At 67.3% G+C, this 26,682-nt stretch carries 29 protein-coding genes, 1 tRNA gene and 1 pseudogene; 13 read left to right on the top strand and 18 right to left on the bottom strand.

The annotated features are described in order from the left end of the window. The 11 genes from KIP89_RS11095 to KIP89_RS11045 all read right to left on the bottom strand — a co-directional run. Positions 1-1,285, bottom strand: a 1,285-nt coding sequence (locus KIP89_RS11095) for a tape measure protein (protein ID WP_213755395.1), incomplete at its 3' end; no start/stop codon positions are given. A gap of 4 nt (positions 1,286-1,289) precedes the next feature. Continuing rightward, positions 1,290-1,727, bottom strand: a complete 438-nt coding sequence (locus KIP89_RS11090; protein ID WP_256441436.1) for an HK97-gp10 family putative phage morphogenesis protein — start codon at positions 1,725-1,727, stop codon at positions 1,290-1,292. Further along, a complete protein-coding gene (locus KIP89_RS11085) occupies positions 1,681-2,085 on the bottom strand; it encodes a hypothetical protein (protein ID WP_213755393.1) in 405 nt (134 codons plus the stop codon). Before KIP89_RS11085 ends, KIP89_RS11090 begins: the two co-directional genes overlap by 47 nt. A gap of 12 nt (positions 2,086-2,097) precedes the next feature. Then, positions 2,098-3,699: a terminase large subunit gene (locus KIP89_RS11080; RefSeq protein ID WP_213755392.1), complete on the bottom strand. Its 1,602-nt coding sequence runs from the start codon at positions 3,697-3,699 to the stop codon at positions 2,098-2,100. Positions 3,700-3,701: 2 nt separating this feature from the next. After that, positions 3,702-4,121 (bottom strand): phage terminase small subunit P27 family, encoded by a 420-nt coding sequence (locus KIP89_RS11075; RefSeq protein ID WP_250152318.1) that lies wholly within the window; start codon positions 4,119-4,121, stop codon positions 3,702-3,704. 5 nt (positions 4,122-4,126) lie between these two features. Then, positions 4,127-4,423 carry a head-tail connector protein gene (locus tag KIP89_RS11070; RefSeq protein WP_213755390.1) on the bottom strand — a complete coding sequence of 99 codons (297 nt, stop codon included), beginning with the start codon at positions 4,421-4,423 and terminating at the stop codon, positions 4,127-4,129. Positions 4,424-4,975: 552 nt separating this feature from the next. Further along, positions 4,976-5,407 carry a hypothetical protein gene (locus tag KIP89_RS11065; protein WP_213755389.1) on the bottom strand — a complete coding sequence of 144 codons (432 nt, stop codon included), beginning with the start codon at positions 5,405-5,407 and terminating at the stop codon, positions 4,976-4,978. A gap of 41 nt (positions 5,408-5,448) precedes the next feature. Further along, complete coding sequence (locus tag KIP89_RS11060) at positions 5,449-6,999, bottom strand: phage major capsid protein (RefSeq protein WP_213755388.1); 1,551 nt, start codon at positions 6,997-6,999, stop codon at positions 5,449-5,451. Further along, positions 6,999-8,186: a phage portal protein gene (locus KIP89_RS11055; protein WP_213755387.1), complete on the bottom strand. Its 1,188-nt coding sequence runs from the start codon at positions 8,184-8,186 to the stop codon at positions 6,999-7,001. The genes KIP89_RS11060 and KIP89_RS11055 overlap by 1 nt, the downstream gene beginning before the upstream one ends. A gap of 249 nt (positions 8,187-8,435) precedes the next feature. After that, positions 8,436-8,996, bottom strand: a complete 561-nt coding sequence (locus tag KIP89_RS11050; RefSeq protein ID WP_213755386.1) for a hypothetical protein — start codon at positions 8,994-8,996, stop codon at positions 8,436-8,438. A gap of 67 nt (positions 8,997-9,063) precedes the next feature. Continuing rightward, positions 9,064-9,999: a hypothetical protein gene (locus tag KIP89_RS11045; RefSeq protein WP_213755385.1), complete on the bottom strand. Its 936-nt coding sequence runs from the start codon at positions 9,997-9,999 to the stop codon at positions 9,064-9,066. Between the two features lie 38 nt (positions 10,000-10,037). Between KIP89_RS11045 and KIP89_RS11040 the strand changes: the two genes are divergently transcribed. The 3 genes from KIP89_RS11040 (at position 10,038) to KIP89_RS11030 (ending at position 11,502) form a co-directional block, all read left to right on the top strand. Then, entirely contained in the window at positions 10,038-10,286 is a 249-nt protein-coding gene (locus KIP89_RS11040) for a type II toxin-antitoxin system VapB family antitoxin (protein ID WP_213755384.1), read from the top strand. After that, positions 10,283-10,669 carry a type II toxin-antitoxin system VapC family toxin gene (locus KIP89_RS11035; RefSeq protein WP_213755383.1) on the top strand — a complete coding sequence of 129 codons (387 nt, stop codon included), beginning with the start codon at positions 10,283-10,285 and terminating at the stop codon, positions 10,667-10,669. Before KIP89_RS11040 ends, KIP89_RS11035 begins: the two co-directional genes overlap by 4 nt. A gap of 140 nt (positions 10,670-10,809) precedes the next feature. Beyond that, positions 10,810-11,502, top strand: coding sequence for a DedA family protein (locus KIP89_RS11030; protein WP_213755382.1), 693 nt, complete (start codon positions 10,810-10,812; stop codon positions 11,500-11,502). Positions 11,503-11,517: 15 nt separating this feature from the next. On the opposite strand, the gene KIP89_RS11025 is transcribed toward KIP89_RS11030, so the two are convergent. The 3 genes from KIP89_RS11025 to KIP89_RS11015 all read right to left on the bottom strand — a co-directional run bounded on the left by KIP89_RS11025 (position 11,518) and on the right by KIP89_RS11015 (position 14,147). Continuing rightward, entirely contained in the window at positions 11,518-12,504 is a 987-nt protein-coding gene (locus KIP89_RS11025) for a sodium-dependent bicarbonate transport family permease (protein WP_213755381.1), read from the bottom strand. Positions 12,505-12,729: 225 nt separating this feature from the next. After that, positions 12,730-13,716 (bottom strand): TerC family protein, encoded by a 987-nt coding sequence (locus KIP89_RS11020; protein ID WP_213755380.1) that lies wholly within the window; start codon positions 13,714-13,716, stop codon positions 12,730-12,732. A 194-nt stretch (positions 13,717-13,910) separates the two neighbouring features. Beyond that, entirely contained in the window at positions 13,911-14,147 is a 237-nt protein-coding gene (locus tag KIP89_RS11015; protein WP_213755379.1) for a hypothetical protein, read from the bottom strand. A 95-nt stretch (positions 14,148-14,242) separates the two neighbouring features. On the opposite strand from KIP89_RS11015, the gene KIP89_RS11010 reads away from it, so the two are divergent. The 3 genes from KIP89_RS11010 (at position 14,243) to KIP89_RS20130 (ending at position 19,196) form a co-directional block, all read left to right on the top strand. Next, the gene (locus KIP89_RS11010) at positions 14,243-15,163 is read left to right on the top strand and encodes a hydrogen peroxide-inducible genes activator (RefSeq protein WP_213755378.1); all 921 of its coding nucleotides are present in this window, start codon (positions 14,243-14,245) and stop codon (positions 15,161-15,163) included. A 290-nt stretch (positions 15,164-15,453) separates the two neighbouring features. After that, a complete protein-coding gene (locus tag KIP89_RS11005) occupies positions 15,454-16,416 on the top strand; it encodes a TRAP transporter substrate-binding protein (RefSeq protein WP_213755377.1) in 963 nt (320 codons plus the stop codon). After that, the gene (locus tag KIP89_RS20130; RefSeq protein ID WP_213755376.1) at positions 16,413-19,196 is read left to right on the top strand and encodes a putative bifunctional diguanylate cyclase/phosphodiesterase; all 2,784 of its coding nucleotides are present in this window, start codon (positions 16,413-16,415) and stop codon (positions 19,194-19,196) included. Before KIP89_RS11005 ends, KIP89_RS20130 begins: the two co-directional genes overlap by 4 nt. Here the strand turns inward: KIP89_RS20130 and KIP89_RS10995 are convergent. After that, positions 19,180-20,223, bottom strand: coding sequence for a hypothetical protein (locus KIP89_RS10995; RefSeq protein ID WP_213755375.1), 1,044 nt, complete (start codon positions 20,221-20,223; stop codon positions 19,180-19,182). The genes KIP89_RS20130 and KIP89_RS10995 overlap by 17 nt on opposite strands. A gap of 203 nt (positions 20,224-20,426) precedes the next feature. After that, positions 20,427-21,716 carry an MFS transporter gene (locus tag KIP89_RS10990; protein WP_213755374.1) on the bottom strand — a complete coding sequence of 430 codons (1,290 nt, stop codon included), beginning with the start codon at positions 21,714-21,716 and terminating at the stop codon, positions 20,427-20,429. Positions 21,717-21,917: 201 nt separating this feature from the next. Here KIP89_RS10990 and KIP89_RS10985 point away from each other — a divergent pair, with 201 nt between their 5' ends. From KIP89_RS10985 to KIP89_RS10970, 4 genes are all read left to right on the top strand, one after another. Further along, positions 21,918-22,616: an SDR family oxidoreductase gene (locus tag KIP89_RS10985; protein ID WP_213755373.1), complete on the top strand. Its 699-nt coding sequence runs from the start codon at positions 21,918-21,920 to the stop codon at positions 22,614-22,616. A gap of 19 nt (positions 22,617-22,635) precedes the next feature. Then, complete coding sequence (locus KIP89_RS10980; protein ID WP_213755372.1) at positions 22,636-22,821, top strand: DUF2256 domain-containing protein; 186 nt, start codon at positions 22,636-22,638, stop codon at positions 22,819-22,821. A gap of 176 nt (positions 22,822-22,997) precedes the next feature. Continuing rightward, complete coding sequence (locus tag KIP89_RS19985) at positions 22,998-23,330, top strand: MFS transporter (RefSeq protein ID WP_213755371.1); 333 nt, start codon at positions 22,998-23,000, stop codon at positions 23,328-23,330. Between the two features lie 160 nt (positions 23,331-23,490). Beyond that, positions 23,491-24,192: a DUF2161 domain-containing phosphodiesterase gene (locus KIP89_RS10970; RefSeq protein WP_213755370.1), complete on the top strand. Its 702-nt coding sequence runs from the start codon at positions 23,491-23,493 to the stop codon at positions 24,190-24,192. 122 nt (positions 24,193-24,314) lie between these two features. On the opposite strand, the gene KIP89_RS10965 is transcribed toward KIP89_RS10970, so the two are convergent. Beyond that, positions 24,315-24,404, bottom strand: a tRNA-Ser gene (locus KIP89_RS10965). A gap of 177 nt (positions 24,405-24,581) precedes the next feature. Then, complete coding sequence (locus KIP89_RS10960; RefSeq protein ID WP_213755369.1) at positions 24,582-24,908, bottom strand: CsbD family protein; 327 nt, start codon at positions 24,906-24,908, stop codon at positions 24,582-24,584. A 303-nt stretch (positions 24,909-25,211) separates the two neighbouring features. On the opposite strand from KIP89_RS10960, the pseudogene rplU reads away from it, so the two are divergent. The 3 genes and pseudogenes from rplU to KIP89_RS10945 all read left to right on the top strand — a co-directional run. After that, positions 25,212-25,508 (top strand): annotated as a pseudogene (gene rplU, locus KIP89_RS10955) (50S ribosomal protein L21); the annotation flags it as partial. 40 nt (positions 25,509-25,548) lie between these two features. Continuing rightward, entirely contained in the window at positions 25,549-25,818 is a 270-nt protein-coding gene (gene rpmA / locus KIP89_RS10950) for a 50S ribosomal protein L27 (RefSeq protein ID WP_213755367.1), read from the top strand. A 143-nt stretch (positions 25,819-25,961) separates the two neighbouring features. Beyond that, the gene (locus KIP89_RS10945; protein WP_213755366.1) at positions 25,962-26,630 is read left to right on the top strand and encodes a GNAT family N-acetyltransferase; all 669 of its coding nucleotides are present in this window, start codon (positions 25,962-25,964) and stop codon (positions 26,628-26,630) included. The last annotated feature ends 52 nt before the right edge of the window (positions 26,631-26,682 follow it).

The raw sequence follows: 26,682 nt of genomic DNA, 5'->3' as shown, positions 1-26,682 counted from the left end.
AGTCGTCCAGCAGCGGATTGATGCCGGCCTGCGCCGCCGTCTCAGCGTTCAGAGCGGCGGTGCGCTGCTGGATCATCTGCGTCAGCCGCTCATAGTCGTTCTGCCGCTCACGCGATGTCTTGCCCGTGCCTTCGACGGGCGCATCGGCGATCGACACGGTGCTGATCGGCTGCGGCGCCATCACCGCCCCACCCCGCCGGCTGGATCCGGCGCGCGGAGTATCCGCCGCAGGCGGGTTGTAGCCATAGGCCTGCGCTCGCTTCCTCAGCCCCTCCGGCGAATAGTCGATGCCCATGAACTCGCCGAGCTTGCGCCACACCGACGCATTGCCGATCTCAGCCAGGGCGGAACGCAGCGAGCCCAGCTTCTGCACGGCCCTCGAAATGAAGTCGGGCATGCTCTCGATGCTCGACGCCACGGAACCGAGGTTCTCAGCCGCCTGAGCGCTGGCACCGGTCGCCTCGTCGAGCTTGCCGACGAGGTTGATGAGCGCGTTGTTCACGCGGGTGAGGCCTTGGCTCACTATACCCGTCGCCTTGGCCGACTGCCTTTCGAGGTTCGGCATGCCCGCGAGGAAGGCGCGGAAGAATGCCTCGCTCGACAGCTTCCCCTCGATCACCAGATTGCGCAGCTTGGAGACCGAGCCGCCGGCCTCTTCCAGCCCATCCGCGACCGCCTGCAGGATCGGCCGGGCACCCTCATTGATCGAGTTGAATTCCTCGGCCCGCACCACGGCGCCGCCCATGGCCTGGCTCAACTGCATCAGCGCGCCGGAAGCTGCCTCGGCGCTGGTGCCGCCCACGCGCAGCGCTACGGCGATTCCGTCCGTAAATCGGGTGAGATCCTCGGCCGAGGCGCCGAGCTCGCCCTGCGCCTGCGACAAGCGGGAATAGAGCGTCACCAGCGGTTCAATGGCGGTGCCGTTGCGTTGGGCGATGTCGAACAGGTCGCGGAAGGTGCTGGTGAGCGCCGCGCCTTCAAGTCCAGCGACCTTGAGCGTGTTGGTGAGATCGGTATAGGCGGCCGCCGCACCGGCGATCTTCTGGACCGAGATAGCCGCCGCAAGGCTGGATGCCGCGCCGCGTGAAAGGGCGATCATCGCGGAGGATGTACGCTCAGCCACCTGCCCCATGCTTTTCTCGATGCGCACGCTGGTGCGGGCGGCACCCTGAGACATGCGATTATAGGTGCGCGAGGTCACCGCGTCGGCCCGCGCCATCGCCTTTTCAAGGCTGGTGATGCGGCCCTCAATGGCGACTGTCAGGCGATTGCTATCGAGCGACATGGCGCTAGTCCTTTCCTGTGCGTTTCACAGCTTTGGAGATCGCGCGCTTTGCCCGCGATTTGATGCGGTTGCGGCTCAAGCGATAGGCGGGCCAGAAAAAGGGCTGTGCAGGCGTGTCGATAGTCCCGTACTCGACAGCCAGAGCATAGTCGTAACCGACACCAATGCCCCGCCGCACCTCGCGGGTGGTCGCCTCGCCACCAGCCTCAACCCTCACCTCAAGATCATGCTCGCCAGGCTCGCGGCGGATGGAATCGCGCAGCGTGCCATCGTCGACAGGCGCGAGGCGCTGCGCCGTGGCGACCACTTCATCGGCGCTCTTTTCGAGGGTCGGTTGAAGCTCCGCCTTGACGGCCTTTGGAATGGCCATCAGCCGCCGCCGAAGCCGGGCAAGATCAGGCGACCGCGCCAAGCTCGGCCCCCTCGTCGAAATGCGCCGCATCGGCCTCAATGCCGTAGAGCGCCGCCTCAAGCAGCCGCGCCGCCAGGACCGCATAGGGGGCGATAGGATGCGCATCGAGGAAGCGCTGCACTTCCGTGCGCCCAACCAAGGGACCACGGAAGGTGCGCGGCATGGCGAGGCCAGCCGGGCCGGTCAGCGCTTCGGCCGTGCTGTCCGTCAGCATTGCATATTCGAGAACAAGCTCGACGTCGCAGCGCGTCCAGTCGCCTTGCGCGAGGCGGCGCAGAAGCGCGTGAGCCGAGCCCCGCAGTTCGCGCTCGAAAGCCGCCAGAGTCTCGCGCCGCAAACGCAAATGCCGCTGCTGACCACCAAAAAGGGCGTTGATGTAGTCCTGCATGCTCAGTCTCCGTTACATGACCATAAGTTCGGGCGACCACTCGTCGCTTTCGTAGATACTGGCCGCCCCCTCCGCGGAGGCTCGGGCAACTGCCATGGCGCAGGCCACGGCGCCGTCGATACGGTCCCGGCTCTTGCCCTTGTGGAACATGCGATTGCCGGCGCTGTCCGTATGAACGGCGATATTGTCGAAGCACCAGCGCAGGACCGGGTGCCCTCCATGCGAGACCTGATGGCCGACAATCGCCCGCTCCAACTCTTTCACCGCCGGCGCCATCGTCACCCAGCCCTGCCGCATCTCGACGGCCGGCAGGCCATCCTCGAGCAGGCTGTTCAGCATGTTCCGCGCGAGGTGCGGGTCAAAGGCGATCTCCTGCACCGCGAACCGCTCACAGATGTCGCGGATCGTGTCTTCAACGGCGCGGAAGTCGACCACATTGCCGGGCGTCGGGATGATGAATCCCTGCTCCGCCCAGGCGGGATAGGGCACGCCGTCGCGATCCGCACGCAGCCTCAGATTGTCCTCAGGGCAGAAGAACCACGGATGCACCGCATAGCCGCCGGCCTCATCGCGCCAGGCCGCCACGACACACGTCAGGTCGTGATTGCTCGACAGGTCGACACCCAGCCAGCACGGGGCATCGGCCAGCGCGTCCAGATCGACCGGTGCCGCACCCTCGTCATAGATCTCCATATCCACGAAGGGATCGGCGGAATGATCGAGCCAGATATTCAGGTTGAGCTGGCGGAACGCCTCCCGGTCACCGATGCGCCGCCGCCCTTCGCGCGCCAGCTGCCGCAGGCCCTCGATGTCGGGATAGCCATGCACGAGGCCGGGGTTCACCCGGTGCCACACGGCCTCATCCGTCCAGTCGCAATCGCGATCCGCTTCGAACAGGATCGGCAGGATGGACGGGTCATCCACCTCGCCGCGGGCCACACGGCGCGCATCCTCGATGATGTCCCAGGCGATATTCTCCTGCCCTCGCCCTGCCGTCGTCGCGATGACGAGCAGCGAACCCTTCTGCTTCACGAGGCCGGAGCGCAGCACGTCCCACAGGCCGCGCTTCGGCCAGGCATGTAGTTCGTCTGCGAGCACAAAGGCCGGCGTCCGGCCATGCTGCGTCCCGGCGTCGGCTGAGATCGCTTCATAGAAGGATCCGTCCCGGGGAAAGATCAGCCGGTTGCGAGAGTCGACGACGCGGGTGTTTGCCGCCGCCTGCGGTACGGCGCCAACAATGCCCAGCGCCTCCGCATAGCCAAGGCGCGCCTGCTTGCGATCCGCCGCCGCCGAAATCACCTCGCCACCCGGTGCCCGTTCGGGGCCGATGGTGTGAAGCAGGGCAAGGGCCGCAGCGAGCGAGGTTTTACGGTTGCCGCGCGGTAGCAGCAGCACCACGGTCTTGACGATGCGGGTGCCATCTTCATGGCGCGGGCCATAAATGCGGCGCACGATGCGTTCCTGCCATGGGTCGAGCAGGAAGGGCCGCCCGGGCAAGGTGCTCTTGGGATGCTTGAGCATCCCAAGCCAACGTACCGCCCGCTCGCCGCGCCCCATGGGATCGGGGATCTCGCTACCGTCGAAGATCCACTCGGGATAGGTCGAGCGCGCCATGGTCAGAAGTCCATGTCGAACAGGTTGGTTTGCCCGCGGTCCCCGCTGCCGTCGCCACGTGACCCTGGCCGGGAACGACTGACAGGCGTCAGCCCCAGCTCTCCGGCGAGCAGTCGCGCCTGTGTCATCGCATCCGAGCGGATCGCGACGGCCGGATGCTTCTTCGGCCCGCCCTTGCTGACATAGGTCATCCCCTCGGTCATGATGATCCGGCTGGCCTCGGCCGCCTGACCGACTGCAACGCAGTAGTTCACTAGGCTGGCGATATCGGCGACGGTGAGGGTGCGGCGCTCATTGATCAGCACCGGCGCCACGCGGTCCCACTCCGCGCGCGCGTCCTCACCCAGCCAATCCGGCGGATCGAGATCGCCGCGCACCGGCGAGGATCCGGGAATGATGCTATGAGGCTTGGCGCCGCGCATGGGGATCAGAACTCCCATTTCCGGTACGGCCCAATGAGGTCATGAACACCGAACGGTATGACGCTCATCACGTCCTCGCCCGCCGCGTTTCGCACTTCATAGAAGTGCGCGACGAGCTGTTTCATCGCCTCGCTAATGTCGGAGGGCACCGCCTCGAAGTCGTCCAGCGGCCCGACCCACGCCTCGATATGCCGGCGCGCGGCGTCGAGCATATCGGTGATCGCGTCGTCATCATCGCTGTAGTCGACCCGCAGGTGCTGCTTCATGTCAGCCAGGGCAACGATGTCCGTCGTTTCCGTCATCGACGGCTCTCCTCAGCCTGCTTACTGCGGCTGTGATGCGTGGCGCAGAGCGCCTGCCAGTTGGAGCGCGACCAGAAGAGTTTGCGGTCTCCCCGGTGCGGAATGATGTGATCGACCACGGTTGATGCAGCGCGGCAGCCAGGATGCACGCAAGCGGGGTTGGCCTTCAGATAGGCCACTCGCTCCTTGTCCCACTTGCTGTCGTAACCGCGCTCACGCGCAGAGGGCCGCCGATCTTCAGCTCGCTTCTTTCGATCTTCAGCGCGCCGCCGTTCGCATGGGCATTGCGCAGCTGCGGCTACTCTGTAGCCACATCCACAGATGCGAGGTGCGCGAACGGGCATGTCGATCTCCTTGTGAAATTGGCGGGCGACGTTCGCCTTCGTCGCCCGCCGTGAGCCCTAGGCCGATGAAGGATTCATCGGCTGGTGCTCGCGACCTTCCCCGCCTTGTCTCCCCTCCAAAGCCCCAAGGGCGGGCGCCGGAGAGGCGGGGTTCCCGTTATTGGACAGGCCGCTACGTGCCCTCAACGAAGAGGCGCCCTAAGCGCGATCAGGCCACCGGGCGCGTGCGCGCGTGGCCCTTGATGACGGTCGCCGAGAGCGGCGTGGCGGTGCCGTGCGTGCCGGAGAAGTCGGCGAGCAGCTTGGTGTAGCGCTTGTTCCCGACGTACCCGACGCGGGTGACCGAGGGCGTGGCGTGCTCGGCCGTGAGGGCCTTGACGATGCCGCCCGCGCCGACGCTGTCGATGCCCTGCACGTCGTCGATGGTGACGGCGGAATAGGTCACGTCATCGTCGGAGTGCGTGAGCTTGAACTCGATCTTGTTCGTGCCGCTGAAGGTGATGCCACCGGCGCCGACATGGATGGCGAACATGGCCGAATCGAACCCCTTGAGGTCGATGGCGGCCGGGGTGTTGTCGGCGTCATAGGCGGCCGGGGCGATCACCGAAGCGACCGCGATATTGCTGATGATGTCCCGCATCGCAGGATCCTCACTGTCTCGGGTGACGGGGAACGGCGGCCTTACGAGGCCGCCATCTTGAGCTTGCGGAGCGCCTTGGCCTGCACCACGCCCGCGCCAGTGCGGCGGGTCGCGTGAATGCGCGTCATGCCGTTGGTCGCGAGCAGGTACGGGTTGACGAGGATGGACAGCGACAGCCGATCGACGATGCGATAGGCGGTCGCGAAGTCACCGAACATGATCGGGAAGGCGCCGGAGGCGACATCCGGCATGTCGACGGCTTCCGTCACCGGGCGGCCGAGGATCATCTCGGGCTGGCCGGCCTGATAGCTCGGCTGCCAGAGATAATTGCCCTGGCCGTCCTTCAGCTTGCGGATGACGGCAAGCGTCCCACCATTCATCAGCCATGAGCCGCGGGCACGATAGGCCGCCGGCAGCGCGTACATCAGGGTGACGAGTGCGTCCGCCGAGAGGTTGGTGGCATGGCCGTTGATGGTCTCGCCGATGCCGCTGGCCGTGAGCAGGCCCTCCGGCTCCAGCACCCCATTGCCGGACACGAAGGCGAGGCCTTCCTTCTGGCCGAAGTCCTCGGCGAGGGCGAGCCGGACTTCCGCCTCGGCGGTGCCGCCGCTGTCGGCCAGGAGCTGGTTGCTCACGTCCACATAGGTGTTCACCTCGCGGATCGGGATTTCGACCTGGCCGAAGCTCGGCTCGCTGCCCTCCTGCGCCTGCGTCTCGCCCTTCCACTTGGCGTTCGTGATGCCGGTGCGCTTGGGGTAGCTCACCGAAGACGCCGAGGTGGTGCGCACGGTGGCGAGGGTGCGGATCGGCGAGAACTCCACCAGATCGCGGATGAACTCGCTCGACATCTCCGCCGGCGCCAGGAAACCGCCCTGCGGATCGCTGGAGACGGTGAGGGCCTTCAGCTCTTCCGGGCCTGCCTCCTTGCCGTGGCGCAGATAGGCGGTGAACGCCTTGCGCTCGACGCTCGGCTCCGTCTTGGTTTCGGAGCCGTTCGGGCGGTTCACCTTGGCCTCGATCTTATCCAGGCGATCCGTGAGGCCCTTGGTGACGGGCTCCAGCGCCTTGGTGATGAGGGCGGCCACGTCCGGTTCGGCCGCCTTGTTTTCCGGCACGGCCGGAGTGGTCGGTTCAGTCATCGGTTCGGTCTCCGCACCCTTGATGGTCGTCACGCGAGCGCCGGGGTGCGCGGGCACGCTTACGAGGGAAATTTCAGCAAGGTCGACGTGACGAATGCTCCGTCCGCCGCCGGGCCGCGGCGTTGCGCCCTTGGCAGCAAAACCGATGGACAGGCCGCGCACGGCGCCGGCCATGATTTTGGCGCGCATCTCTCTGGCGCCGGGTACATCGTCGATGAGGAGACGGCCCTTCACGTGAAGGCCTGTCTCGTTCTCGGTGATGCTTTCCCACACGCCAATCACGGCGCGCTGGTTATGGGCATCGAGCATGGGCAGAGGCGCCCGCGCCGAAGCGAATGCACCTTTGGTAATGATATCGCCGATGCGATCCGGGGAGCCGAAAGGCCAGGCGATGCCCTCAATGGTGCCGGCCTCATCGGCGCTGAACTTGGTCTCAAGGAACAGGCTTTCCATCACGGCACCTCGACGACGGGCTGCTCAGCGCCGGGCTGGCTGCTGCCGGTGTTCGGATTGGCGTATTCCTCGCCCCCGGCGCGCGGCGCCAGATCGAGCCAGGATCGGCCCTCATTGGGGTTCAGCACACGCGACGAGATCAGGCTGAAAATGGCCGTCGCCCGCTCGGTGAGGCTGGCGCGGGTGAGGTCGTCACGGTCGAACAGGACGACGTACTCGCGCCGCTCTTCCGGCGAGAACAGAGCGCGGCGCAGGGCGCCCTCCAGGGCGCGCAGCCACGGCTCCAGCGAATAGGTCAGGAACTCCTTGCCCATCTGCTCGGAGTTGGCCCAGGTCGCGCGATCAAGCTCATAGATCATTGAGGGCGGCACGCGGAACGCGCGGGCGATCTCGACGATCTGGAACGTGCGCAGCTCGAGGAATTGGGCATCGGTCGACGCCAGCGTGAGCTGCTGATACTCGGCACCGCCCTCAACGATGGCCGTGCCGCCGGACTTGCCGGCGCCATGCGCCATCTGCCACGCCTCGCGAATGCGCTTCAGCGCATCCGGCGAGGTGCGATCCTTCAGCGACAGGACACCGGACGGACGGGCTCCATCCTTGAACAGCCGGCCGGCGTGCCCCTCCATGAACTTCGCCACGCCGATGGCATCGGCGGCGAGCGACAGGGGGCATCGGGCGAAGGGCGAACGAAGATGCACCACGTCGTCGGCGGACACCGACACGTTGTTGATCTTGAAGCTCGGCTCGAGCCGGCCATCGCCGCTGTAGTCGACCACGAAGTGCGGCGTGTCATAGCGCACGATCTCGATCACGCGCCCGCCGACCTTGTTCGCCAGCGCCAGCGCGCCCTTATCGGTGATCAGCGCCGCCGCCACCATGTCGCGGACCAGGCTGAATGTGTCGGACCAGTCGTTCGGGCGGTCATCGAGCAGCTTCGCCACCGGGTGATCGGGCGCATCGGACAAGGTGTCCCCGACGCGGCGCATCACCTTCAGATCAAGGCAGGCGGCAGCTTCGGAAATCAGCCGGATGGCGGACTGCACCGCCGGGACGGTGAGCGCCTGCGCCATCCCCACCGACAGGCCGGACGGCAGCGCGCCGAAGATCGCCTGAATCTCGGCATCGGGTGCCGAGAGGCTCTTCTTCGTCAGCCCTACCATCAGGTTGCGGATGCTCCACGACACCGAACGGCTCTCCTTCCTGTAATTAACCCAATGATTAAAAAGCCTATTTCGCCTCTATCTCGCACGATGTGGGGAGCGCCGGTCCCGACGAGCGGGCAAAAGTCGGCAACCACCCCCCCGGTCCCTAGTGAACCGGGTAGTCTTCCGCGTGCTTGATGATGAGAAGTGGCTTCATCGAGTATTTTATGCGCTCTGCGCGCGACACTCGACCAGCCCGCTACTTGCGCAAACTTGCGCGTTTTTGAGCAACTAACGCCTATGCTCGCCGATCCACGATCTCCAGGCGGGATCCACGATCTCAATCATGTTCGGACCAGGCGGCAGCGACTGCCGACGCTCACGGATGACACCACGGTGCCGAGCCAACCTGAGAGCATCTTCAACAGTCGTTCGGCCAAGCGCGGTGCGGTGCATCAGCTCCCGCCGCGACACCTCGGCTCGCAGGCTCTCCGGCATCATCTGCACCAGGGCCGACAGCACACGTGCCTGACTGACCGTGAACATGCCTTCGGCAAGAGGAGGCAACGCGGGCGAAGGCGCAATGAAGCCTCCCTTGTTCTGCTCGATCCACACTCGCCAAGCTGGATGGATTATCTCGACGATGTTCCCGCACGCGCCGGTCGGATGGCGGCTCTCGCGGGTTAACCCAAGCTGCCGCGCCAGCCGCATAGCATCCTCGACCACCGTTCGGCCAAGGCCGGTGCGTCGCATGAGATCGCGCCGCGACACCTTGGCCCGCAGAGACGGCATCACGAGCCGCAGCAGAGCCGCGATGACAAGACCTTGGCTGCATGTGAAGGCGGGCCTCATGCTCGGAGGCAACTCGGGAGCCGATGTTTCCGACAATGGGCGGCCGGCTCGCCGGGAAGGCACGCCCTCAACCGTGAGCATGACGCGTCCTCCACTCCATACCAGCACGGCCGGAAGGTGGAAAACCACCTACCCTACCCCCTTTATTGAAGGCCTCTTCTCCTTCTATGCTCTTCGTGGGGTTCAGAATTTTGGACCGCGCAACCGATTTGGACCCTGTCGGCTTGTGAGCCGTAGGGCCGCGCTTGAGCCACGCCAGCCACTCTGGCGATACGATCTCGATCATGTTCGGCAGGCTCTTCGCGCCACGACGAGGGCGATAAGTCACCTTGATGAAGCCCAGCCGACGCGCCTCGTGCAGCGCGTTCTGGACCGAGGTACGGCAGACACCCGCCAAGGCCGCGATCTTGTCGATAGGCAGGTCACACACACCGTGGTGTTTCACCTCTCCGCCGATGATCGCCAGTACCGCGCACTGCCCCTCTGTGAAGGCAGCGGCGAGTTGGGGAGGCATGGGCGATGAACGCGACAGGCACCGACGACGGCGTAGAGACGCCTCGCGATCCGGCGAGCGTTGGGGGCGCCGGGGAGCGAACCGCTTCAGGATGAAGAACCCTCGCGGCGCGGCCACCGTCGCCGGCTTCCGCCCGCGCCGCTTCTCAAGAAGGCCGGAGAGAGCCTCCGCCTCGGCATCCGAAAGGGCGCCCGCTCCATGGCGCACCCATAGTTCCTTGGCGAGGGCGTCCAGGCGATCCGGAGAGGACCCGTGAATTGCTTCGGCCAGCGATCTGGCAGCCGTCGAAAGACCGGCAGCGTTAGCCAGAAGATCGAAAACGCAAGCATTTTCAATCGGACGATCATCACCTTTAGCCGTCACAAGCGATTGGGCACGCTCACGAATGGTGCGCCCTTCCGGGAGGCCACCTGTCTGCATCTGCATATCGTCGCCCAGCAACGCGCGGCATCCCGGCGGACCTTGACGCCATGCCTTCCAGCGCCACATGGTAGAAATCCTCCCAAATTTCTAGAATGGGAATGATCATGAGCCTCAATGTGAAGGACCCGGAAGCCCATAGGCTGGCGCAGGCGATCTCCCGCGCCACCGGCGAGAGCATGACCCGCGTGGTCACCGAGGCGCTGCGGGCGCGGTACGAGCAGATCCAGCAGCACAAGAGCCGGGCGAGCGTCGACGAGTTGCTCGCCATCGCCGACCGGGCCGCGGCGCACCTCAAGCGCCCCTATGCCGACCATGCCGAGCTTCTCTATGACGAGAACGGCCTGCCGACATGATCCTCGACACATCGGCCCTGGTCGCCATTCTCTACCGCGAGCCGGAAGCGGCCGCCTTCGCCCAGCGCATCCATGATGCCGACATCTGCCGGATCAGCGTGGCGACCCATGTCGAGCTTTCCATGGTGATCGAGAACCAGCTCGGGCCCGAAGGCATGCGGCAGGCGGAGGCGTTCTTCCGCCGCGCCGGCATCGTTATCGAGCCGGTCACGGTCGAACAGGGTGAGCTGGCGCGGCAGGCCTTTCTCGATTTCGGCAAGGGCCGCCACAAGGCCGGGCTGAATTTCGGCGACTGCTTCGCCTATGCGCTGGCGAAGGCGACCGGCGAGCCGCTGCTGTTCAAGGGCAACGACTTCAGCCAGACCGACATCGTAGCAGCCTGACGGTGCCCCCCGCGACCAATGCGCCCTGCCTTACCTTTGGGCAGCGTTCGGTCTTGCCCTTGCCATGATCGCTTCCAAGATGAGGGCTGGCTGGCGCGCAGCGCCGGCGGTTCGATTTGCGAGAGGCGTTCTGCGAGGTCATGGAGAATATTGCCGCCGATCTGGCTCAGCTGATGCAGAGCCACAGCTATCTGGTGCCGCTCGTGGTCGGCATCATCGCCTTCGGTGAATCGCTGGTCCTGGTGGGGCTCGTCATCCCCGCCACCGCACTGATGCTCGCCATTGGCGGGCTGATCGGCTCCGGCCTCGTCGAGCCGGTGCCGGTGGTGGCCGGCGCCATTGCCGGCGCCATCGTCGGCGACATCGCCTCCTACTGGCTCGGCCGCTGGGTCGGCCCGCGCGTGGTGCATCGCTGGCCCTTGCAGGGCTACCGGTCGCAGGTGGCGCAGGCGCGGCTGTTCTTCCGCCGCTTCGGCTTTGCGTCGGTGTTCATCGGCCGGTTCTTCGGCCCGGTCCGCTGCACCATGCCGATGGTCGCCGGCATGATGCGCATGGAGCAGCGCCGCTTCCAGATCGCCAATGTCTCCTCTGCCTTCGTCTGGGCGCCGGTCATGCTGGCGCCGGGCTGGTTCGCGGCGGAAAGCGCCTCGGCCCTCGGTGGCGGCACGTCGCAGGGCTGGGCCATTTCCATGGTGCTGGTGACGCTGGTGATGCTGGTCGCCACCGCCGTGGTGCTCAAGGTCATCAAGGGCCGCATCGCCCCCCGCCCGCGCAAGCGGCGCGCCGCCACCGCCCCCACCGCCGGCCTCGCCGAGCCGGCCGGCCCGCTGTGACGATCGCCCTTCCTCTCAGCGGTAGAGCAGCCCGGCGGCGGCCGCGTAGAGCGGGATGCCGATCACCACATTGAACGGGAAGGTGATGGCGAGCGAGGCCGCCAGCGAATAGGCCGCGTTGGCCTGCGGCAGAGCGAGCCGCACCGCCGCCGGCGCGGCGATGTAGGACGCACTCGCGGCCAGCGTCGCCAGCACCACGGCCCCGCCTTCCGATAGTCCCGCCGCATGGCCCGCCAGCAGGCCGAGCGCGCCATTGACCAGCGGCGCGAGGAGCGCGAAGGCCAGCAGCCGTCCGCCCGCCTGCCACGCCGCATCCGCCTTTTCCGCCGCGACGATGCCGAGTTCCAGCAGGAACAGGCAGAGAAAGCCAAGGAACAGGTCGCCGAAGAACGGCCGCACCGGCGCAAGACCGACCTTGCCGATCAGGCCGCCAATGACCAGGCCGCCGACCAGCAGCAGGAAGCTCTTGGCCGAGACCACCTCGCGCAGCGCCTCACCGAGCGAGGTCGGGGCCGGGGCGTCTTCGGCCGTGGGGCCGGCGCGGTTCTGCGCCATCCGGGCGAGCAGCAGCGCGACCACGATGGCGGGGGCCTCCATCAGCGCGAGAATGGCGGTCATGAAGCCCTCATGCGGCACGCCGGCGCGCTCCAGATAGCTGATCACGGCGATGAAGGTGACGGCCGAAACCGAGCCGTAATGAGCGGCGAGCGAGGCGGCATCCGCCACGCTGAAACCGGCGATGCGCCGCAGCGCGAGGAAGCACCAGACCGGGATGAGCATGCCCAGCGCCAGCGCGGCGCCGGCCGGGGCGGCAATGTCGGCCCAGCGGGTTTCCGCCAATTCCGCCCCGCCCTTCAGGCCGATCGCCAGCAGCAGATAGATCGACACCGCCTCGAACACCGGGGCCGGCACGCGCAGATTGCTGCGCAGGGCGCAGGCGAGCGCGCCGAGGCCGAAGCACAGGACCGGGGGCGAGAGCAGGGCGGCGCTGGCGATGGACATGAGCGGTCTTTCGTGAGGGGTGGCGGACAGCAATCCGGCGACCTGTAGGCCGGCCGGTCGACATGACCGGGCCGGACGCGGCACCGCATGCAGGCGGCACCGGTCCGGCCCTGAGAGGACGCGTCCACCGTCTGGCGGACAGGCGCGCTCCGGTCGTGCAACGGCCGGCCCGAGGGCCGGCCGTCCGTGGTGGGGTGTGAGCCGGCGGCCGAGGCCGCCGGAAGGTCAGTGCGCGGCAGCTTCCGCCTGGCGGGTCTTCCACAGCGAGAACACGATGCCGCCGCCGATCATCGCCAGCGTCACGCCGAGCGAGATGGCCGGGTCGAGCTTGCCGTAGAAGTAGTTCCAGAAGATCTTGCCGCCGATGAACACCAGAACCAGCGCCAGAGCGTATTTCAGATACTCGAAGCGGTGCACCATGGCCGCCAGCGCGAAATAGAGAGCGCGCAGGCCGAGGATCGCCATGATGTTGGCGGTGAAGACGATGTAGGTGTCCGTGGTGATGGCGAAGATCGCCGGCACCGAGTCGACCGCGAAGACGAGGTCGGCGATGTTGATGACCACCAGCGCGAGGAACAGCGGCGTCACCCAGAGCACGAGCTTGCCGGTGATCGGGTGAGGCTGACGCACGAAGAAGCTCTGGCCGTGCAGCTGGGGCGTCACGCGCAGATGGCGCGAGAGCAGGCGCACCACCGGGTTCTTCGAGACGTCCGCCTCGCCCTCCCTGACCAGCAGCATCTTGATGCCGGTGCCGACAAGGAACGCGCCGAACAGCAGCAGCACCCAGTCATATTCCTGCACCAGCGCGGCGCCGACGCCGATCATGATGCCGCGCAGCACCAGCACCGCGATGATGCCCCAGACCAGGGCGCGGTACTGATAGATACGGGGAATGGCGAAGTAGCTGAAGATCAGCGAGATGACGAAGACGTTGTCGATCGAGAGCGCCTTCTCGATCGCGTAGCCGGTGAAGTACTGCATGCTGGATTCCGGCCCCATCGAGTACCAGATCCAGCCGCCGAACAGCACGGCGATCATGATGTAGAAGGCGGAAAGCTTCAGGCTCTCGGCGATGCCGAGTTCCTTGTTGCCCTTGTTCAGCACGCCGAGATCGAAGGCGAGCAGGATGAAGACAATGGCGAGGAAGCTCAGCCAGAGCCAGGCAGGCTTGTCGACAATGTCGGCGGTGAACAGCGTTGTCAGAATGTCCATGGGGTCCTCGGTTCAGCGGTCCACGGCGCACGCGCGGACAGTTCGCGGCGCCGGGGCGTGCGCCGCGAACTGTCCTGCCGCACGCCCGTTTTGGACGGTCGGTGGGGGAGAGGACCGACATGGCGGCGCATGGCCGTCAGAGGGACCCGGACCTCGGAACTGGGAAGGGGATCAGGCCGCGCGCCGGCCCGCGGTCAGCGGATCGGCTTGAGCTTGAGATCGGTGAAGCGGCGCGGCTTGCGCACCACCATCACCTCGGTGATCTGGCGTCCTTCGCGGCGGATATACTCGATCTGCGCGCCAAGCTGGCGCTTGATGCGCTTGAGCGCGACGAGGCGCTCGCCGTCCGGCTGGTCGCGCCGGCGCTCGGCCGCGAGTTCGGCATCGAGCATGTTTCTGCGGGTCGTCAGCGACTTGAGGAACTGGTCCACATCAACCTCCTTTCGATGGAGCGAAGATGCCGTGGACGGACCCATAGTTCCAATGCATAGTCTCAATACTCCTGATTGAGTGAAGCTATCGCGCCATGGCCTTCCGCCCGACCCACCGCCAGCTCGAATATGCCGTGGCGCTCGCCGAAACCGGCCATTTCGGCGCGGCGGCGCGGCGCTGCCATGTCTCGCAGCCGACCCTCTCGGTGCAGATCGCCCAATTGGAGGCGCAGCTCGGGGCGACTTTGTTCGACCGCACGCCGGGCCGGGTCCAGCCGACCCCGGTCGGCGCGCGGATCGTCGAGGCCGCGCGCATGGTGCTGCTGACGCTCGATGACATCGTGGCGGAGGCGGCCAGCGGCGCGCGCAATCTCGGCGGGCTGATCCGGCTCGGCGTGGCGCCGACCTTCGGGCCCTATTTCCTGCCCAATTTACTGCCGCTGCTGCACGCCAAATACCCGTCGCTGCAGATCTACATCAAGGAGGAGCGGCCGGCGGTGATCGAGCGCGAGGTCATATCGGGCGGGCTCGATTGCGGGCTCGGCCCGGCGCCGGCCTCCGGCCATGCCGTCACCTTCCGCCGGCTGTGCCGGGAGACCATCTTCCTCGGCGTGCCCAAGGACCACAAGCTCGCCCCGGTCGGCCATGTCGACCCGCAGGCGCTGCGCGGCGAGCGGCTGCTGACGCTCGGGCGCGGCCATCATCTGTTCGAGCGGGTGCGCGAACTCGCCGCCGCCTGCGGCGCCGACATGCGCGAGGACTATGAGGGCACCAGCCTCGACGCGCTGCGCCAGATGGTGGTGATGGGGATGGGCATGTCGCTGTTTCCCGAACTCTATGCGCGCTCGGAATTCCGCATGGAGGACGACATCGCCCTGCTCACCCTCGACGGATGGCCGGCGAGCCGGGAAATGGGCTATTTCTGGCGCGCTGGCAGCGGGCGGGCCAGCCAGTTCGAGCAATTGGCCCGCGAAAGCGAGGCCACCTGCGCCGCGCTCGGGCTTGCCTCCGCCTAGCCCAACGCCCGTTACGGCAGCCGCCGGCACCTCCCTGAATTACCTCCAATTTGCCTGCATTTTTAGGCATTTGCCGAAACCGCGTTCCTGCATATTGTGGTGCGGTAATTTCACGAGAAGGCGAGCCGGTGGGGGAGCGTGCGATTCGTGACATGGTGAGAGACTGTGGCGCGACATTGGCCAAAGGATTTGCGCTGGCCTGCGGCGCACTTGTCCTCGCGCTTGCCGTCGCCCCTGAAAGGGCCGGCGCCCAGACACCGGCCACCGACCCCGCCCCGGGAACCATCAATTTGCAGATTGTCGGCGGGCTCGCCGGCGTGACGCAGTACACGCGCTATGAAGAACCCTTCTGGGAGAAGGAAATCACCGAGCTTTCCAAGGGCCGGATCAAGGCCACGATCCGGCCGCTCGATGCGGGCGGGCTGCGGGCCGAGGAGACGCTGCAACTGATGCGGCTCGGCGTCGTGCCCTTCGGCACCGCCAGCCTCTCGCGCGTCTCAAGCGATGATCCCGAGCTGAACGCCTTCGACCTGCCGGTGCTCAACCCGGACATGGCGACGCTGCGGCGCACGGTGAACGCCACCCGCAAGCACCTCGCCGACTATCTGCGCCAGCGTTACGACATCGAGCTTCTCGCCGTCTATGCCTATCCGGCACAGGTGATCTTCTGCACCAAGCCGTTCACCGGGCTCGACGATCTGGTCGGGCGGAAGGTGCGCACCTCCTCGGTCGGGCAAGCCGAGCTGATGGGCGCGCTTGGCGCCGTGCCGGTGCTTCTGCCCTTCGCCGAAATCGTGCCCGCCCTGAAATCGGGCGTTGCCGAATGCGCCATCACCGGCACGCTGAGCGGCTATGAGATCGGGCTGCCGGGCATCGCCACCCATGTCCACTCCATGGCGATCAGTTGGGGCCTGTCCTTCTTCGGTGCGAACCGGGCGGCCTGGGATGCGGTGCCGCAGGATCTCCAGCAGGTGATCCGCCAGGGTCTCGCCGACCTTGAGCGCCGCGTCTGGGCGCAGGCGGATGCCGACACGCAGCGCGGCCTCGCCTGCAACAGCGGCACCGCGTCCTGCAACGGGCCTCCCGGCGAGATGGAACTCGTGCCCACCTCGCCCAAGGATGCCGCCCGGCGCGAGCGCCTGCTGGAACGGGTCGTGCTGCCACGCTGGATCACCCGGTGCGGGCCGAGCTGCGCCCGCGTGTGGAACACCTATCTGGCGCCGGTCCACGGCGTTCACGCGGAAACGGAGTGACACGCCATGACCGCCAGCCGCGCACAACGATGATCTGGCCCCGGCTGAAATCCGGCGTCGCTGTCGGGACGGTACTGATCCTGCTCACCGTGGCGGGCGGGACCGCCATGCTGCTCGATCGCGGCGAGCGGGCCGCCATGGCGGTCGCCTCCACCGGGCTCGAACGCTCCGCGCAGGCGGTCGAGAACGCGCTGAACCGCCAGCTCCTGCAAGTCCATGGCGCGCTCGCCAGCCTGCCCAGCCTGCTCGCCGCAGCCGGAGCCTCGCCGCAGGGCTCGCCCGTGACCCGCGAATTGCTGAGCGGGCTCAATTTCCAGACCCTGGCCTATCGCGACCTCATGCTGGTGGCGCGCGACGGCGCCATCATCGCCACCTCACGGCTGAATGGCACGCAGCGCGAACTGCCCTTCAAGATCGACCAGTTGCGGGGCACGCCGCTGGCGCTGCTGGGCCCGCTGCGCAACAAGATTTCCGGCGACTGGTCGCTCTACCTCGCCCGCACCGTGCCGGAATGGCACGGCATCACCCCGGTGGCGGAAGTGCCGCTGCTCACCCTGATGAAGCTGCTGGCGGAGACCGGCGTCGATCCGCAGGTGCGCATCTCGCTGCAGCGCCCGGACGGGCGGCTCATCGGCGTGCTGCCGCATGACGAGCTGCGCACCGGCGAGATCGTTGCCGACCCGCCCCAGCCTCACGACCCCGACGGCGTCGCCTTTCTGGTGCCCTCGGCGGCGGCGGAGGATGCCAGCCTCTACGTGATCCGCGCCTCGCTCTACAATGATGTGCGCGTCGTGCTGAGCGCGCCGCGCCGGGTGCTGCTCGCCAACTGGCTGCGCGACCGCGACCGCCTGCTGCTGTCGGTGGCGATCGGCATGACGCTGGTCGGCGCCTTTGGCGGAATGCTGCTCCTCGCCCTCGCCCAGCGCGAGCGCATGGAAGCGGAACGCACCAAGGCGGCGAATGTGCTGGTGAACGCCATCGAGGCGATGTCCGACGGCTTTGTCATGTGGGATCAGGAGGACCGGCTCGTCACCTGCAACCAGCGGTTCCGCGACATCTACGCGATGAGCGCCCCGTTCATGACCCCCGGCGCGCGCTTCGAGGACATCATCCGTCAGGCGGTCGAGGCCGGGCAGTATCTCGTGCCGGATCACGAGCGCAGCGCCCTCGTCACGCAGATGATCGACATGCACAGGGAAGCCTCCGGCTCGGCCGAGCGCCAGCTCGCCGATGGCCGCTGGATCCTCATTCGCGAGCGGCGCACCGCCGATGGCGGCCTTGTCGGCATCCGCGCCGACATCACCGCGCTGAAGACCGCCCATGCCGAACTCGCCGAGGCCAATGCCCGCGCCAACGCCGCCGCCGCCGAGGCACGCCGGCAGAACGCCGCGCTGATCGAGCGCGAGGGCCAGATCCGCTTCCTCGCCCATCATGACGACCTGACCCGCCTGCCCAACCGGGTGCTGTTCCGCAGCCGGATCGACGCGGCGCTGCAGGCGGCGGCCGAACGCGGGGAACGGCTCGCTTTGCTCTATCTCGATCTCGACCGCTTCAAGGACGTGAACGACACGCTCGGCCATCCGGTCGGCGACGCGCTGCTGCGGGCCGCCGCCGCCCGGCTCGGCAACAGCGTGGCCGATGCCGAGCGGGTGGCCCGGCTCGGCGGCGACGAATTCGCCGTGATCAGCCTTGCCCCCGAGCAACCCGAGGCCGGACAGGCGCTGAGCGAGCGCATCATCGCCGAACTGAGCACGCCCTACAGCATACTCGGCCATACCATCGCGGCCAGCGTGAGCGTCGGCATCGCCATCTCCGACGGCACGGAGCTTGACGCCGACGCCCTGCTCAAACAGGCCGATCTCGCGCTCTATCACGCCAAGGCGAAGGGACGCGGCACCTATTGCGTGTTCACGCAGGAGATGGACGCGCATCTGCGCGGACGGGTCGAACTGGAGACGGACCTGCGCCTCGCGCTCGACGGCGACCAGTTCCACCTCGTCTACCAGCCGATCTTCGATCTCGCCGACAACAGACTGCGCGGCTTCGAGGCGCTGCTGCGCTGGCAGCATCCCGAGCGCGGCCTGGTCAACCCGGCGACCTTCATCCCGCTGGCGGAGGAGACGCGGCTCATCGTCGAGATCGGCGCCTGGGTGCTGGAACGCGCCTGTGCCGACCTTGCCGACCTGCCCGGCGCGCCGCGCCTCGCCGTGAACCTCTCGCCGGTGCAGCTCGCCGTGGGCGATCTCGTCGGCATGGTCAGCGACGTGCTGGCCCGCACCGGCTTCGATCCCCACCGGCTGGAACTGGAAATCACCGAGACCGCGCTGTTCGACAACAATGCGCGCAATCTCGACGCGCTGCGCCGGCTGAAGGAACTCGGCGTCGGCATCGTGCTCGACGATTTCGGCACGGGCTATTCAAGCCTCAGCCATCTGCGGCTGTTCCCGCTCGACAAGATCAAGATCGACCGGTCCTTCGTGCGCGAAATGGTGGAGCGGCCGGACAGCGCCGCCATTGTCGACACCATCGCCGACCTCGCCGGCCGGCTCGGCATGACCACAACGGCGGAGGGCATCGAGACGGCCGAGCAGCAGGATGTGGCGCGCCGGGCCGGCTGCACCCATGGGCAGGGCTTCTTCCTCGGCCGCCCGCAGCTGCTCGATCAGGCCCGCACCCTCGCCGCCGCCGATGGCGGCGCCGCGCGCGGAAGCACGGCGCAGGACGGCCAAGCCGGCTCCACCCATATTGAGTCGCCGGGCCTGTTCACGATCGGGAGCTGAGGCGCGAAGGGCAAGGCTGGCCCAAGGCACAGCTGACGCCGCTTAGCCGCGCCGGCGGTTTCGTCGCGCGCGCCGCCACTGACGCAGCAAGCCGCGCAGGCTCGTATCGACGGGCGTGCCGGGCGATGCGCCCATGTCGCGGATCTGCCGCTCGGCCTGCGCGAGCCGTGCCACGAGTTCTTCCTCGCGCCGGCCGGCCACCCCGATCTGCGCGCTCATCTGGTGACGAAGGGCGTCGCTCCCCTGCCGCGCACGCGCGACCTCCTCGGACGCGGGCACGCAGGCTTGACGTTGCTGCATCTCGGCAAGCCGACGACGGGCAGCCGTCAGTTCCCGGCCCATGGCAAGGCGATCCGCCGCCACGGACGAAAGCGGGCCCTCGCCCCCCCGCCGCGCGCAATTCGTCGCCGGTGCGGACCAGCGAGCGATCCGACAGCACGGCATGGGCTGCCAGCGCCCGCTCGCGCTCCATCGGCAGCACCGCCGAGAGCTGGCTGAAAAGATAGTCGCCATCCTCGATGAAACGCGGAAAGTCGAGGAACACGAGCGGGATGTCCCGCCGAATGGCGTACTGGACGAGGTTGTGGAAGCCGACCGCGAGGATGCGCGCCTGGTCCTCGACACTGAGCGCATAGACCATGCCGCCCGGCACGGGCCCCCAGTGATCGAAGCTGGCCGGCATCTCCGCCATCCAGGGTGCGCTGCGGTGCATCGCCGCCCGCTCAAGGATCACACGGCTCGCCGCCGCTTCCTCAAGCGCGCGCACCGGAACGATAAAGGCATCGACCGTCACTTCCGGCGGTATAGCCGTCTCGGGATTGAGGGCGATCCAAGGAGACTTGACCACATAGGGATAGGAGCCGAGGCGCGCGGTCAGGAGATGGTCCTCGAGGCCCGCATTGGCCGCCGCGTCCAGCGTCGCCTCAGGATGGCGGCCAAGATGCGTGTCGAACCCGTTGTGGTGGAGATATTGCACGAGGAAGCTCGTGCCGGCCCGGCCGGTGCCGGTGATGACGAGATGGTGCAAGCCCTGCGACCCCGCTTGCGAACCCATGCGCGAGCCAATGTCGCAACCGGTCATAGGGAAACAGACTTCATAGGGGTGCTCCACACAATCAGGCGGAGAGTTCTGGCAGGCGGAAAGCTCTGCAACAATTCTATGCGGCGGCGCGAGTTGTGTGCCAGCTGAATTGCATTGCGCAGCGTTTCGGTTTCTGGCCGTTTGTTCGGTCAGGCGGGGGAGGCGGTCAGCCGTGCCGGCACGCGACGCTCGGTGAGACGGAGCGCGGCGACGAGGCCGATGAGGTTCACCGCCGGCAGCAGCCAGATCGCCGAGCGGAACGCTTCCGGGGTCGGCTCGACGCCGGCGGAGAACAGGTCCAGAAGCTCGCCGAACCCCCATTCACCCAGGCCGCCCAGCAGCATGATCATCATATTGGTGGCGGCAATCGCCGTGCCGGTGACGCGGGCCGGATTATGCTCCACGGCGGCGGCGAAGCACACGACCTGCGAGGTCGAGGCAAGGCCGAGCAGCAGGAGCAGCGCATACATCCCCGTCAGCGACGCGGAGGGCAGCAGCGCGATGACCGCGGTCACCGCAACCGTGGCGATACTCGCGCCGACCAGCAGCGGCCGGCGGGTGCCGAAACGGTCGGAGACGAAACCGGCGAGCGGACCGCCGATCATCCAGCCGACATACATCATCGAGACCGCGCCGGAGGCGCCGATCCGGTCGGCACCGGTCAACGCGGCGATATAGCTCTCGCCCCAGAGCGCGCCAAGAATCGACAGCGGCATGTAGAGGCTGGCGCCGACAATGCCGATGTACCAGCTCTGCGGGTTGGCATAGACCACGCGCAGCGCCGCCACGATGCCCGCCCGCTCCGCCGGTGGCTCGCCGACCTCGGGCACCGGCCCGGCGCTGCCGCCGGCCGGAATGATCAGGGCGATCAGCAGGCCGATGAGGATGCCCAGCGCGCCCGCGATGAGCAGCGCCGTCTGCCAGCCCAGCGCATCGACGAGCCGTGCCACGCCGGCATTGCCGATAATGGCCCCGGCCATGCCGAGCGAGGTGGTCAGTCCCGACAGGAGCGCCAGCATGGAGTGCGGAAACCAGGCGGCGGCCAGATACATGGTGCCGACGAAGGCGAAGGCCGAGCCCATGCCCTGGCAGAAACGGGCGACCACCAGAAAGGCCGAACTCGAGCCGGCCACCTCGATGAACACGCCGAAGGTGCAGATCGCGACCGAGACCAGCAGCACGCGCTTAGGCCCGAACCGGTCGATCATCGTGCCGGAGACGAGCTGCATCGGCGAATAGATGAAGTAATAGGCCCCCGCCGCCGCGCCCAGCGCCGCCGCCGTGAGGCCGAAATGCGCCTGGAGTTCCTCTTCCATCGCCGCCGGCGCGACCCGGACGAAGAACTCATAGAGATAGAACAGCGCCGCCGTGCCCCAGATGAGCCAGCCCCGCGCCGAGGCACTGGTGACGGCGCTGCCCGCGCGCTCCTCGATGATCATGCCGTCCCCCCGCCGCGCGAATCGCCGTTCGCTCTCCCGGTAGAATGATAACAGAGACATGACGCAGCGGACGTAAGGGTGGAAGCCCGGATTTCCCCGCCCAACCGCCTCGTCGGGCCTCATCCGACCGCGCCGCCACAGCGTATTGAGGCCATCAGCCCGGAGCCGACGCTCCCCACCTCCCGCCGCCACAGGTGCCCGATGACCCCGCAATTGGAAGGCTGCGCCGTCGTGTTCGGCGCCACGGGCGCCATTGGCGGGGCATTCGTGGCGGCGCTGGAAGCCTCGGGCCGCTACAGCGAGGTGATCGGCTTCGGCCGGAGCACAGCGGTGGCGATCGAGCTGACCGATGAGGCGAGCCTCGCGCGGGCGGTCGAGCACGCGGCGAGCCGAGGCGAGATCCGCCTCGCCATCGATGCCACAGGCATGCTGCACACGGCCGGCAACGGGCCGGAAAAGAGCTGGCGCGAGCTGGACGCGGCGCGGCTCACGCAGAGCTTCGCGATCAATGCGATCGGCCCGGCGCTGCTGATGAAGCATCTTTTGCCACGCTTGCCGCGCCAGGGGCGTTCCGTGTTCGCCACCCTCTCGGCACGGGTCGGCTCGATCGGCGATAATCATCTCGGCGGCTGGTACGGCTACCGCGCGGCCAAGGCGGCGCTGAACCAGTTCGTGCACACCGCGGCGATTGAACTTGCCCGCCGCGCGCCGGAGGCGATCTGCGTCGCGCTGCATCCGGGAACGGTTGCCACGCCGCTCTCCGCCCCGTTTTCGCGCCCGGACCATCCCGCCCAGACGCCGGCGGAAGCCGTCCGGCATCTCCTCGCCGTGCTCGACGAGCTGGAGCCGCGCGACAGCGGCGGATTCGTCGACTGGCGCGGCGAGCCGATCCCCTGGTGAGCGAGAGAGCCCCTCTGCCATGAGCCGGATGCGCCGCAAGGCGGAACTGCCGACCAAGCCCTGCGCCGCTTGCGGGCGCCCTTTCGCCTGGCGGCGCAAATGGGCCCGCGACTGGGAACAGGTGAAGTTCTGTTCGGAACGCTGCCGGCGGGAATGCGGCACGACAGCGGCCCCGGCCTTGCGCGCCGGTGTTACGCGGAGCTGATGGCTCATCCTCGACCTGGAGATCAGCGCGCTACACGGCCTGGCGACGCGCACCTTCTTCCACGCGCTGAATCTGTGGCCGGCCGGCCGCCATTACGTCGCCCAGACGAAATACAAGCCCTCGCCCTTCTTCGCCGAGGGATTTCTGGTCGGCAGCGCCCCGCGCGGCCTCGTCGGGTGCCTGCCGCCACCCCGAAGTGGAAAGGTCTTCGTCGCCGGGCTGCTCAGCCTCATGGCGGGGCCGCGATTCTCGGCACGCTCGCCGACCGTATCCGCCGCAAATGGATGGTGGCCGGCTCCACCTTCGGCTTCGGGCTGATGTCGTTTCTGTCCGCTCATGTCGCCACCTTCGATGAACTGGCGATCCTGCGTTTTCTCACCGGCATCGGGCTTGGCGGCGCGCTGACCAATGTGGTGGCGCTGACGGCCGAATACGCGCGTTTCCTGGTGTCCCGCAATTCGGACCAGTCCCGAATCCGGGCGCTGATGCGCGCATGGCGCCGGACATGAAGGGGCTCGACGACATCCGCTTCGTGCCGGGTGCGCCCGCCCCGGCGCGCCGCGCGGGTACCGCTAACGCGAGTAACCTGGACCCCGGTCACAGATCGTTGTTTGCCTCTCTGAAACGAATCTCCGTCCATCTTGCCCTCTGGGTTGGTCGGAGGAGCCTGTGGAGACGACGCTTTATGAACCCGTGAAACGCTTCCTTGAGGGGTTCGGTTATACCGTCAAGGGAGAGATCGGGGCCTGCGATCTTGTCGGCCTTCGGGACGACGACGCCAGCGTGGTGGTGATCGGCGAACTGAAGCTGACCTTCAATCTCGAACTCATCCTTCAGGGCGTGGATCGTCTGACGATCGGCGACGAGGTCTGGCTCGCCGCCCGGCTTTCCGCCCGCGGCAAGGGGCGCGAGAGCGACCCACGCTTTCGTAATCTCTGCCGGCGCCTCGGCCTGGGGCTGCTCGGCGTGTCGTCCTGCGGGCGGGTCGACATCCTCGTCTCGCCGGTAGCCGCCCTGCCACGCAAGGATACACGGCGACGCTCACGGATCGTCGCCGAGCACAAGCGGCGGCAGGGCGATCCCGTGGCCGGCGGCGGCACACGCAAGCCGATCATGACCGCCTACCGCCAGCAGGCGCTTGCCTGCGCCGCCGCCATGGCCTCCGGCCCGCAGCGGCCGCGCGATCTCAAGCCGGCCCACCCGGACGCCCAGAAGATCCTGCACCGCAACGTCTATGGCTGGTTCGAACGGGCCGGACGCGGCGTCTACGCGCTGACCGAGGCAGGACGCGGGGCGCTGGCGGCCTGGCTGGCCCAGTCGGCGGCCCATCCGGCCGGCCGTGCGAACCCGGACGATAAAGCCCCGTTGTGACGGCCTATCGCCCCACGGTTCTCACATACCGCACACGGGAGCGCGGCATGACGAGACCCGCACCGGGACAACCGGCCGGTGGGATTTTGATATTGGGCAAATTCAGGGAATGGGGCGCGCTCTGGCGGAGAGGGTGGGATTCGAACCCACGGTACGCTTGCACGCACAACGGTTTTCGAGACCGTCCCGATCGACCACTCCGGCACCTCTCCGCGCGCGGGGCGCGGAAGTCATCCGCGCCGTGGAGCGGGGGCTCAATAACCGAGGCCGGAGCGCCATGCAAGCGATGACATCTTGTTCCTCGGAATGGGCTGTGGGCGCCGCGTCGCGCAGCGCCCACTTATAGGTTTTAAAATACCACTCGACGAAAGGGCGAGCCGTCAGTCCGATCAGCGCCGGCGGCTGGAGCTGAACAGCCAGGCCAGAGCGGCGCCGGTGAGACCAGCGGCGACCACGACGGCGAGCGGATGGGCGCGGGTCTGCTGCGCCAGCGCGCGCACGCTGCGATCATAATAGTCGTGGCCGGCATCGAGGGCGTCGTCGGCGAGATGCCTCGCCCCGTCGCGCGCCTGCCCGACCAGATTCTGGCCGCGCCCGAGCGCCTCCTCGATGACGCCCTCGGCGCGCAGTCCGACATCGTTCGTCGCCTGACCGGCGACATTGCGGAGCCGGCCGCCGAACTGCCGCGCGGCGCCGGTGATACGATCGCTGTTCATGATGGCCTCTTTGGTCTCGTCACCGCGCCCCCGGCCGGGGGCGCCTTCACCGGGATAACGCGAGGCCGGCCGGAAGGTTCACCATCGCGGAGCCGATCACCACCATTGCCCCCTCAGCCTTATGGAGCCCAGGCGGGCCGGCATTTTGCGGGCCTTTTCCTTGACAGCCGGGGCCTGCGCCGTTATGAGGCACCGCGCACGAAAAGGGTTTCCCCGCTCGCGCGCATCCCGCTAACCGACCGAAAGAAGCCGATCCCGCGCCGTTCGCGGCGAGGAGTTCGGGCTCGAACGAAAGGACATAACATGTTCGCGGTCATCAAGACGGGTGGCAAGCAGTACCGCGTTGCCCCCGATGAAGTCGTCACCGTCGGCAAGATCGACGCCGAAGCCGGCACCTCGGTTACCCTGCCGGTGCTCATGCTCGGTGGCGAAAGCCCGAAGATCGGCGCTCCCCTCGTCGAGGGCGCGTCGGTCACCATCGAGGTGGTCAAGCACACCCGCGGCGCCAAGATCATTGCTTTCAAGAAGCGTCGCCGTCAGAATTCCCGCCGCAAGATCGGTCATCGCCAGGACTTCACCGTCGTGCGCGTGACCTCGATCGCCGGCTGACAGAGACCGCACAGGAAAATAGGAGAGCAACATGGCTCACAAAAAGGCTGGCGGTTCCTCCCGCAACGGTCGCGATTCCGAAGGCCGTCGCCTCGGCGTCAAGAAGTTCGGCAGCGAGAAGGTCGTGGCCGGCAACATCATCATTCGTCAGCGCGGGACGCAGTGGCATCCCGGCACGAATGTTGGCATGGGCAAAGACCATACCCTCTTTGCGCTTTCCGATGGCCGAGTCGAATTCCGAACCAAAGCCAATTCCCGCACTTACGTATCCGTCATTCCGGCCGCCGCGGCCGCCGAATAAAGCCGGTGAGGTTCTTGAAATCCCACTGGTCTCGCCCGACCGGTAGGATTTCCCGAACGTCCTGAGAGGACACCCGGGTGCCCGACAGGGGAGGCGAGGAAACCGCCTCCCCTTCGTCGTTCCAGGCCCCCAGGAGACCTCCCATGACCATCGTCGAAGCGACCCTCGGGTCACCGCTTGCGGAAAGCTGTACCTCCGTCCTCGAAACAGGCCGCCTCGTGCTGCGCGCGCCGCGAATCGAGGACATGGCCTGGATTGCGGAGCTCGCCGACAACCGAAAAGTCGCCGAGATGACCGCGAACATTCCCCATCCCTACGGCATGGCCGATGCCGCCGCCTTCATCGCCAATCTTCCGGGCGGCCCGAACGCGGCGACCTTTGCCATTTTCCTCAAGAACGAAGCGGCGTTGCGCGGGGCGGAGCAGTCCAATTTCGGCCCGCCCATCCCCGTCGGCATGTGCGGCTTCGTCAAGCGCGACGAGGATGCGCCGGAGATCGGCTACTGGCTCGGCGAGCCCTATTGGGATCGCGGGATCGGCACCGAGGCGGCGCGGGCGCTGATCGATCACGCCTTTGCCGACCGAGGCCTGGACGCGCTCGTCGGATCGGCGCGCGTCGTCAATCCGGCCTCGCGCCGGGTGCTGGAGAAGTGCGGCTTCCAGTGGACCGGCGTCGGGCTGACGCGGGTGCGCGCGCTCGGTGCCTCGGTGCCGGTCGACCGGTTTCGGCTGGAGAAGCGGCTGTGGAGTTCGCTGCGCGCCTGGGGGGCCAGCGCGCATCCGACCCGCCACGCCATCGATACCCGGCATTGAGCCGGAGATTCTGCTAGTCTAGGGGGCTTCCGCACGCGGGGGCCCCGTCTCA

It is taken from the genome of Ancylobacter radicis (assembly GCF_018449475.1).
Classification (GTDB): Bacteria; Pseudomonadota; Alphaproteobacteria; order Rhizobiales; family Xanthobacteraceae; genus Ancylobacter; species Ancylobacter radicis.
Note: the sequence above shows the minus strand (reverse complement) of the source record. Positions and strands in the feature narration are given on the sequence as shown.

Excerpts from the sequence above, each read along its gene's own strand:
- KIP89_RS10980 (WP_213755372.1), top strand. The coding sequence starts at position 22,636 with ATGAGCCGGATGCGCCGCAAGGCGGAACTGCCGACCAAGCCCTGCGCC.
- KIP89_RS11030 (WP_213755382.1), top strand. The coding sequence starts at position 10,810 with ATGGAGAATATTGCCGCCGATCTGGCTCAGCTGATGCAGAGCCACAGC.
- KIP89_RS11045 (WP_213755385.1), bottom strand. The coding sequence starts at position 9,999 with ATGTGGCGCTGGAAGGCATGGCGTCAAGGTCCGCCGGGATGCCGCGCG.
- KIP89_RS11070 (WP_213755390.1), bottom strand. The coding sequence starts at position 4,423 with ATGACGGAAACGACGGACATCGTTGCCCTGGCTGACATGAAGCAGCAC.
- KIP89_RS10945 (WP_213755366.1), top strand. The coding sequence starts at position 25,962 with ATGACCATCGTCGAAGCGACCCTCGGGTCACCGCTTGCGGAAAGCTGT.
- KIP89_RS11075 (WP_250152318.1), bottom strand. The coding sequence starts at position 4,121 with ATGCGCGGCGCCAAGCCTCATAGCATCATTCCCGGATCCTCGCCGGTG.
- KIP89_RS10985 (WP_213755373.1), top strand. The coding sequence starts at position 21,918 with ATGACCCCGCAATTGGAAGGCTGCGCCGTCGTGTTCGGCGCCACGGGC.
- KIP89_RS11040 (WP_213755384.1), top strand. The coding sequence starts at position 10,038 with ATGAGCCTCAATGTGAAGGACCCGGAAGCCCATAGGCTGGCGCAGGCG.
- KIP89_RS11020 (WP_213755380.1), bottom strand. The coding sequence starts at position 13,716 with ATGGACATTCTGACAACGCTGTTCACCGCCGACATTGTCGACAAGCCT.
- KIP89_RS11050 (WP_213755386.1), bottom strand. The coding sequence starts at position 8,996 with ATGAGGCCCGCCTTCACATGCAGCCAAGGTCTTGTCATCGCGGCTCTG.
- KIP89_RS10990 (WP_213755374.1), bottom strand. The coding sequence starts at position 21,716 with ATGATCATCGAGGAGCGCGCGGGCAGCGCCGTCACCAGTGCCTCGGCG.
- KIP89_RS11090 (WP_256441436.1), bottom strand. The coding sequence starts at position 1,727 with ATGCGGCGCATTTCGACGAGGGGGCCGAGCTTGGCGCGGTCGCCTGAT.
- KIP89_RS10960 (WP_213755369.1), bottom strand. The coding sequence starts at position 24,908 with ATGAACAGCGATCGTATCACCGGCGCCGCGCGGCAGTTCGGCGGCCGG.
- KIP89_RS11010 (WP_213755378.1), top strand. The coding sequence starts at position 14,243 with ATGGCCTTCCGCCCGACCCACCGCCAGCTCGAATATGCCGTGGCGCTC.
- KIP89_RS11035 (WP_213755383.1), top strand. The coding sequence starts at position 10,283 with ATGATCCTCGACACATCGGCCCTGGTCGCCATTCTCTACCGCGAGCCG.
- KIP89_RS11025 (WP_213755381.1), bottom strand. The coding sequence starts at position 12,504 with ATGTCCATCGCCAGCGCCGCCCTGCTCTCGCCCCCGGTCCTGTGCTTC.
- rpmA (WP_213755367.1), top strand. The coding sequence starts at position 25,549 with ATGGCTCACAAAAAGGCTGGCGGTTCCTCCCGCAACGGTCGCGATTCC.
- KIP89_RS11080 (WP_213755392.1), bottom strand. The coding sequence starts at position 3,699 with ATGGCGCGCTCGACCTATCCCGAGTGGATCTTCGACGGTAGCGAGATC.
- KIP89_RS11060 (WP_213755388.1), bottom strand. The coding sequence starts at position 6,999 with ATGGAAAGCCTGTTCCTTGAGACCAAGTTCAGCGCCGATGAGGCCGGC.
- KIP89_RS11065 (WP_213755389.1), bottom strand. The coding sequence starts at position 5,407 with ATGCGGGACATCATCAGCAATATCGCGGTCGCTTCGGTGATCGCCCCG.
- KIP89_RS11085 (WP_213755393.1), bottom strand. The coding sequence starts at position 2,085 with ATGCAGGACTACATCAACGCCCTTTTTGGTGGTCAGCAGCGGCATTTG.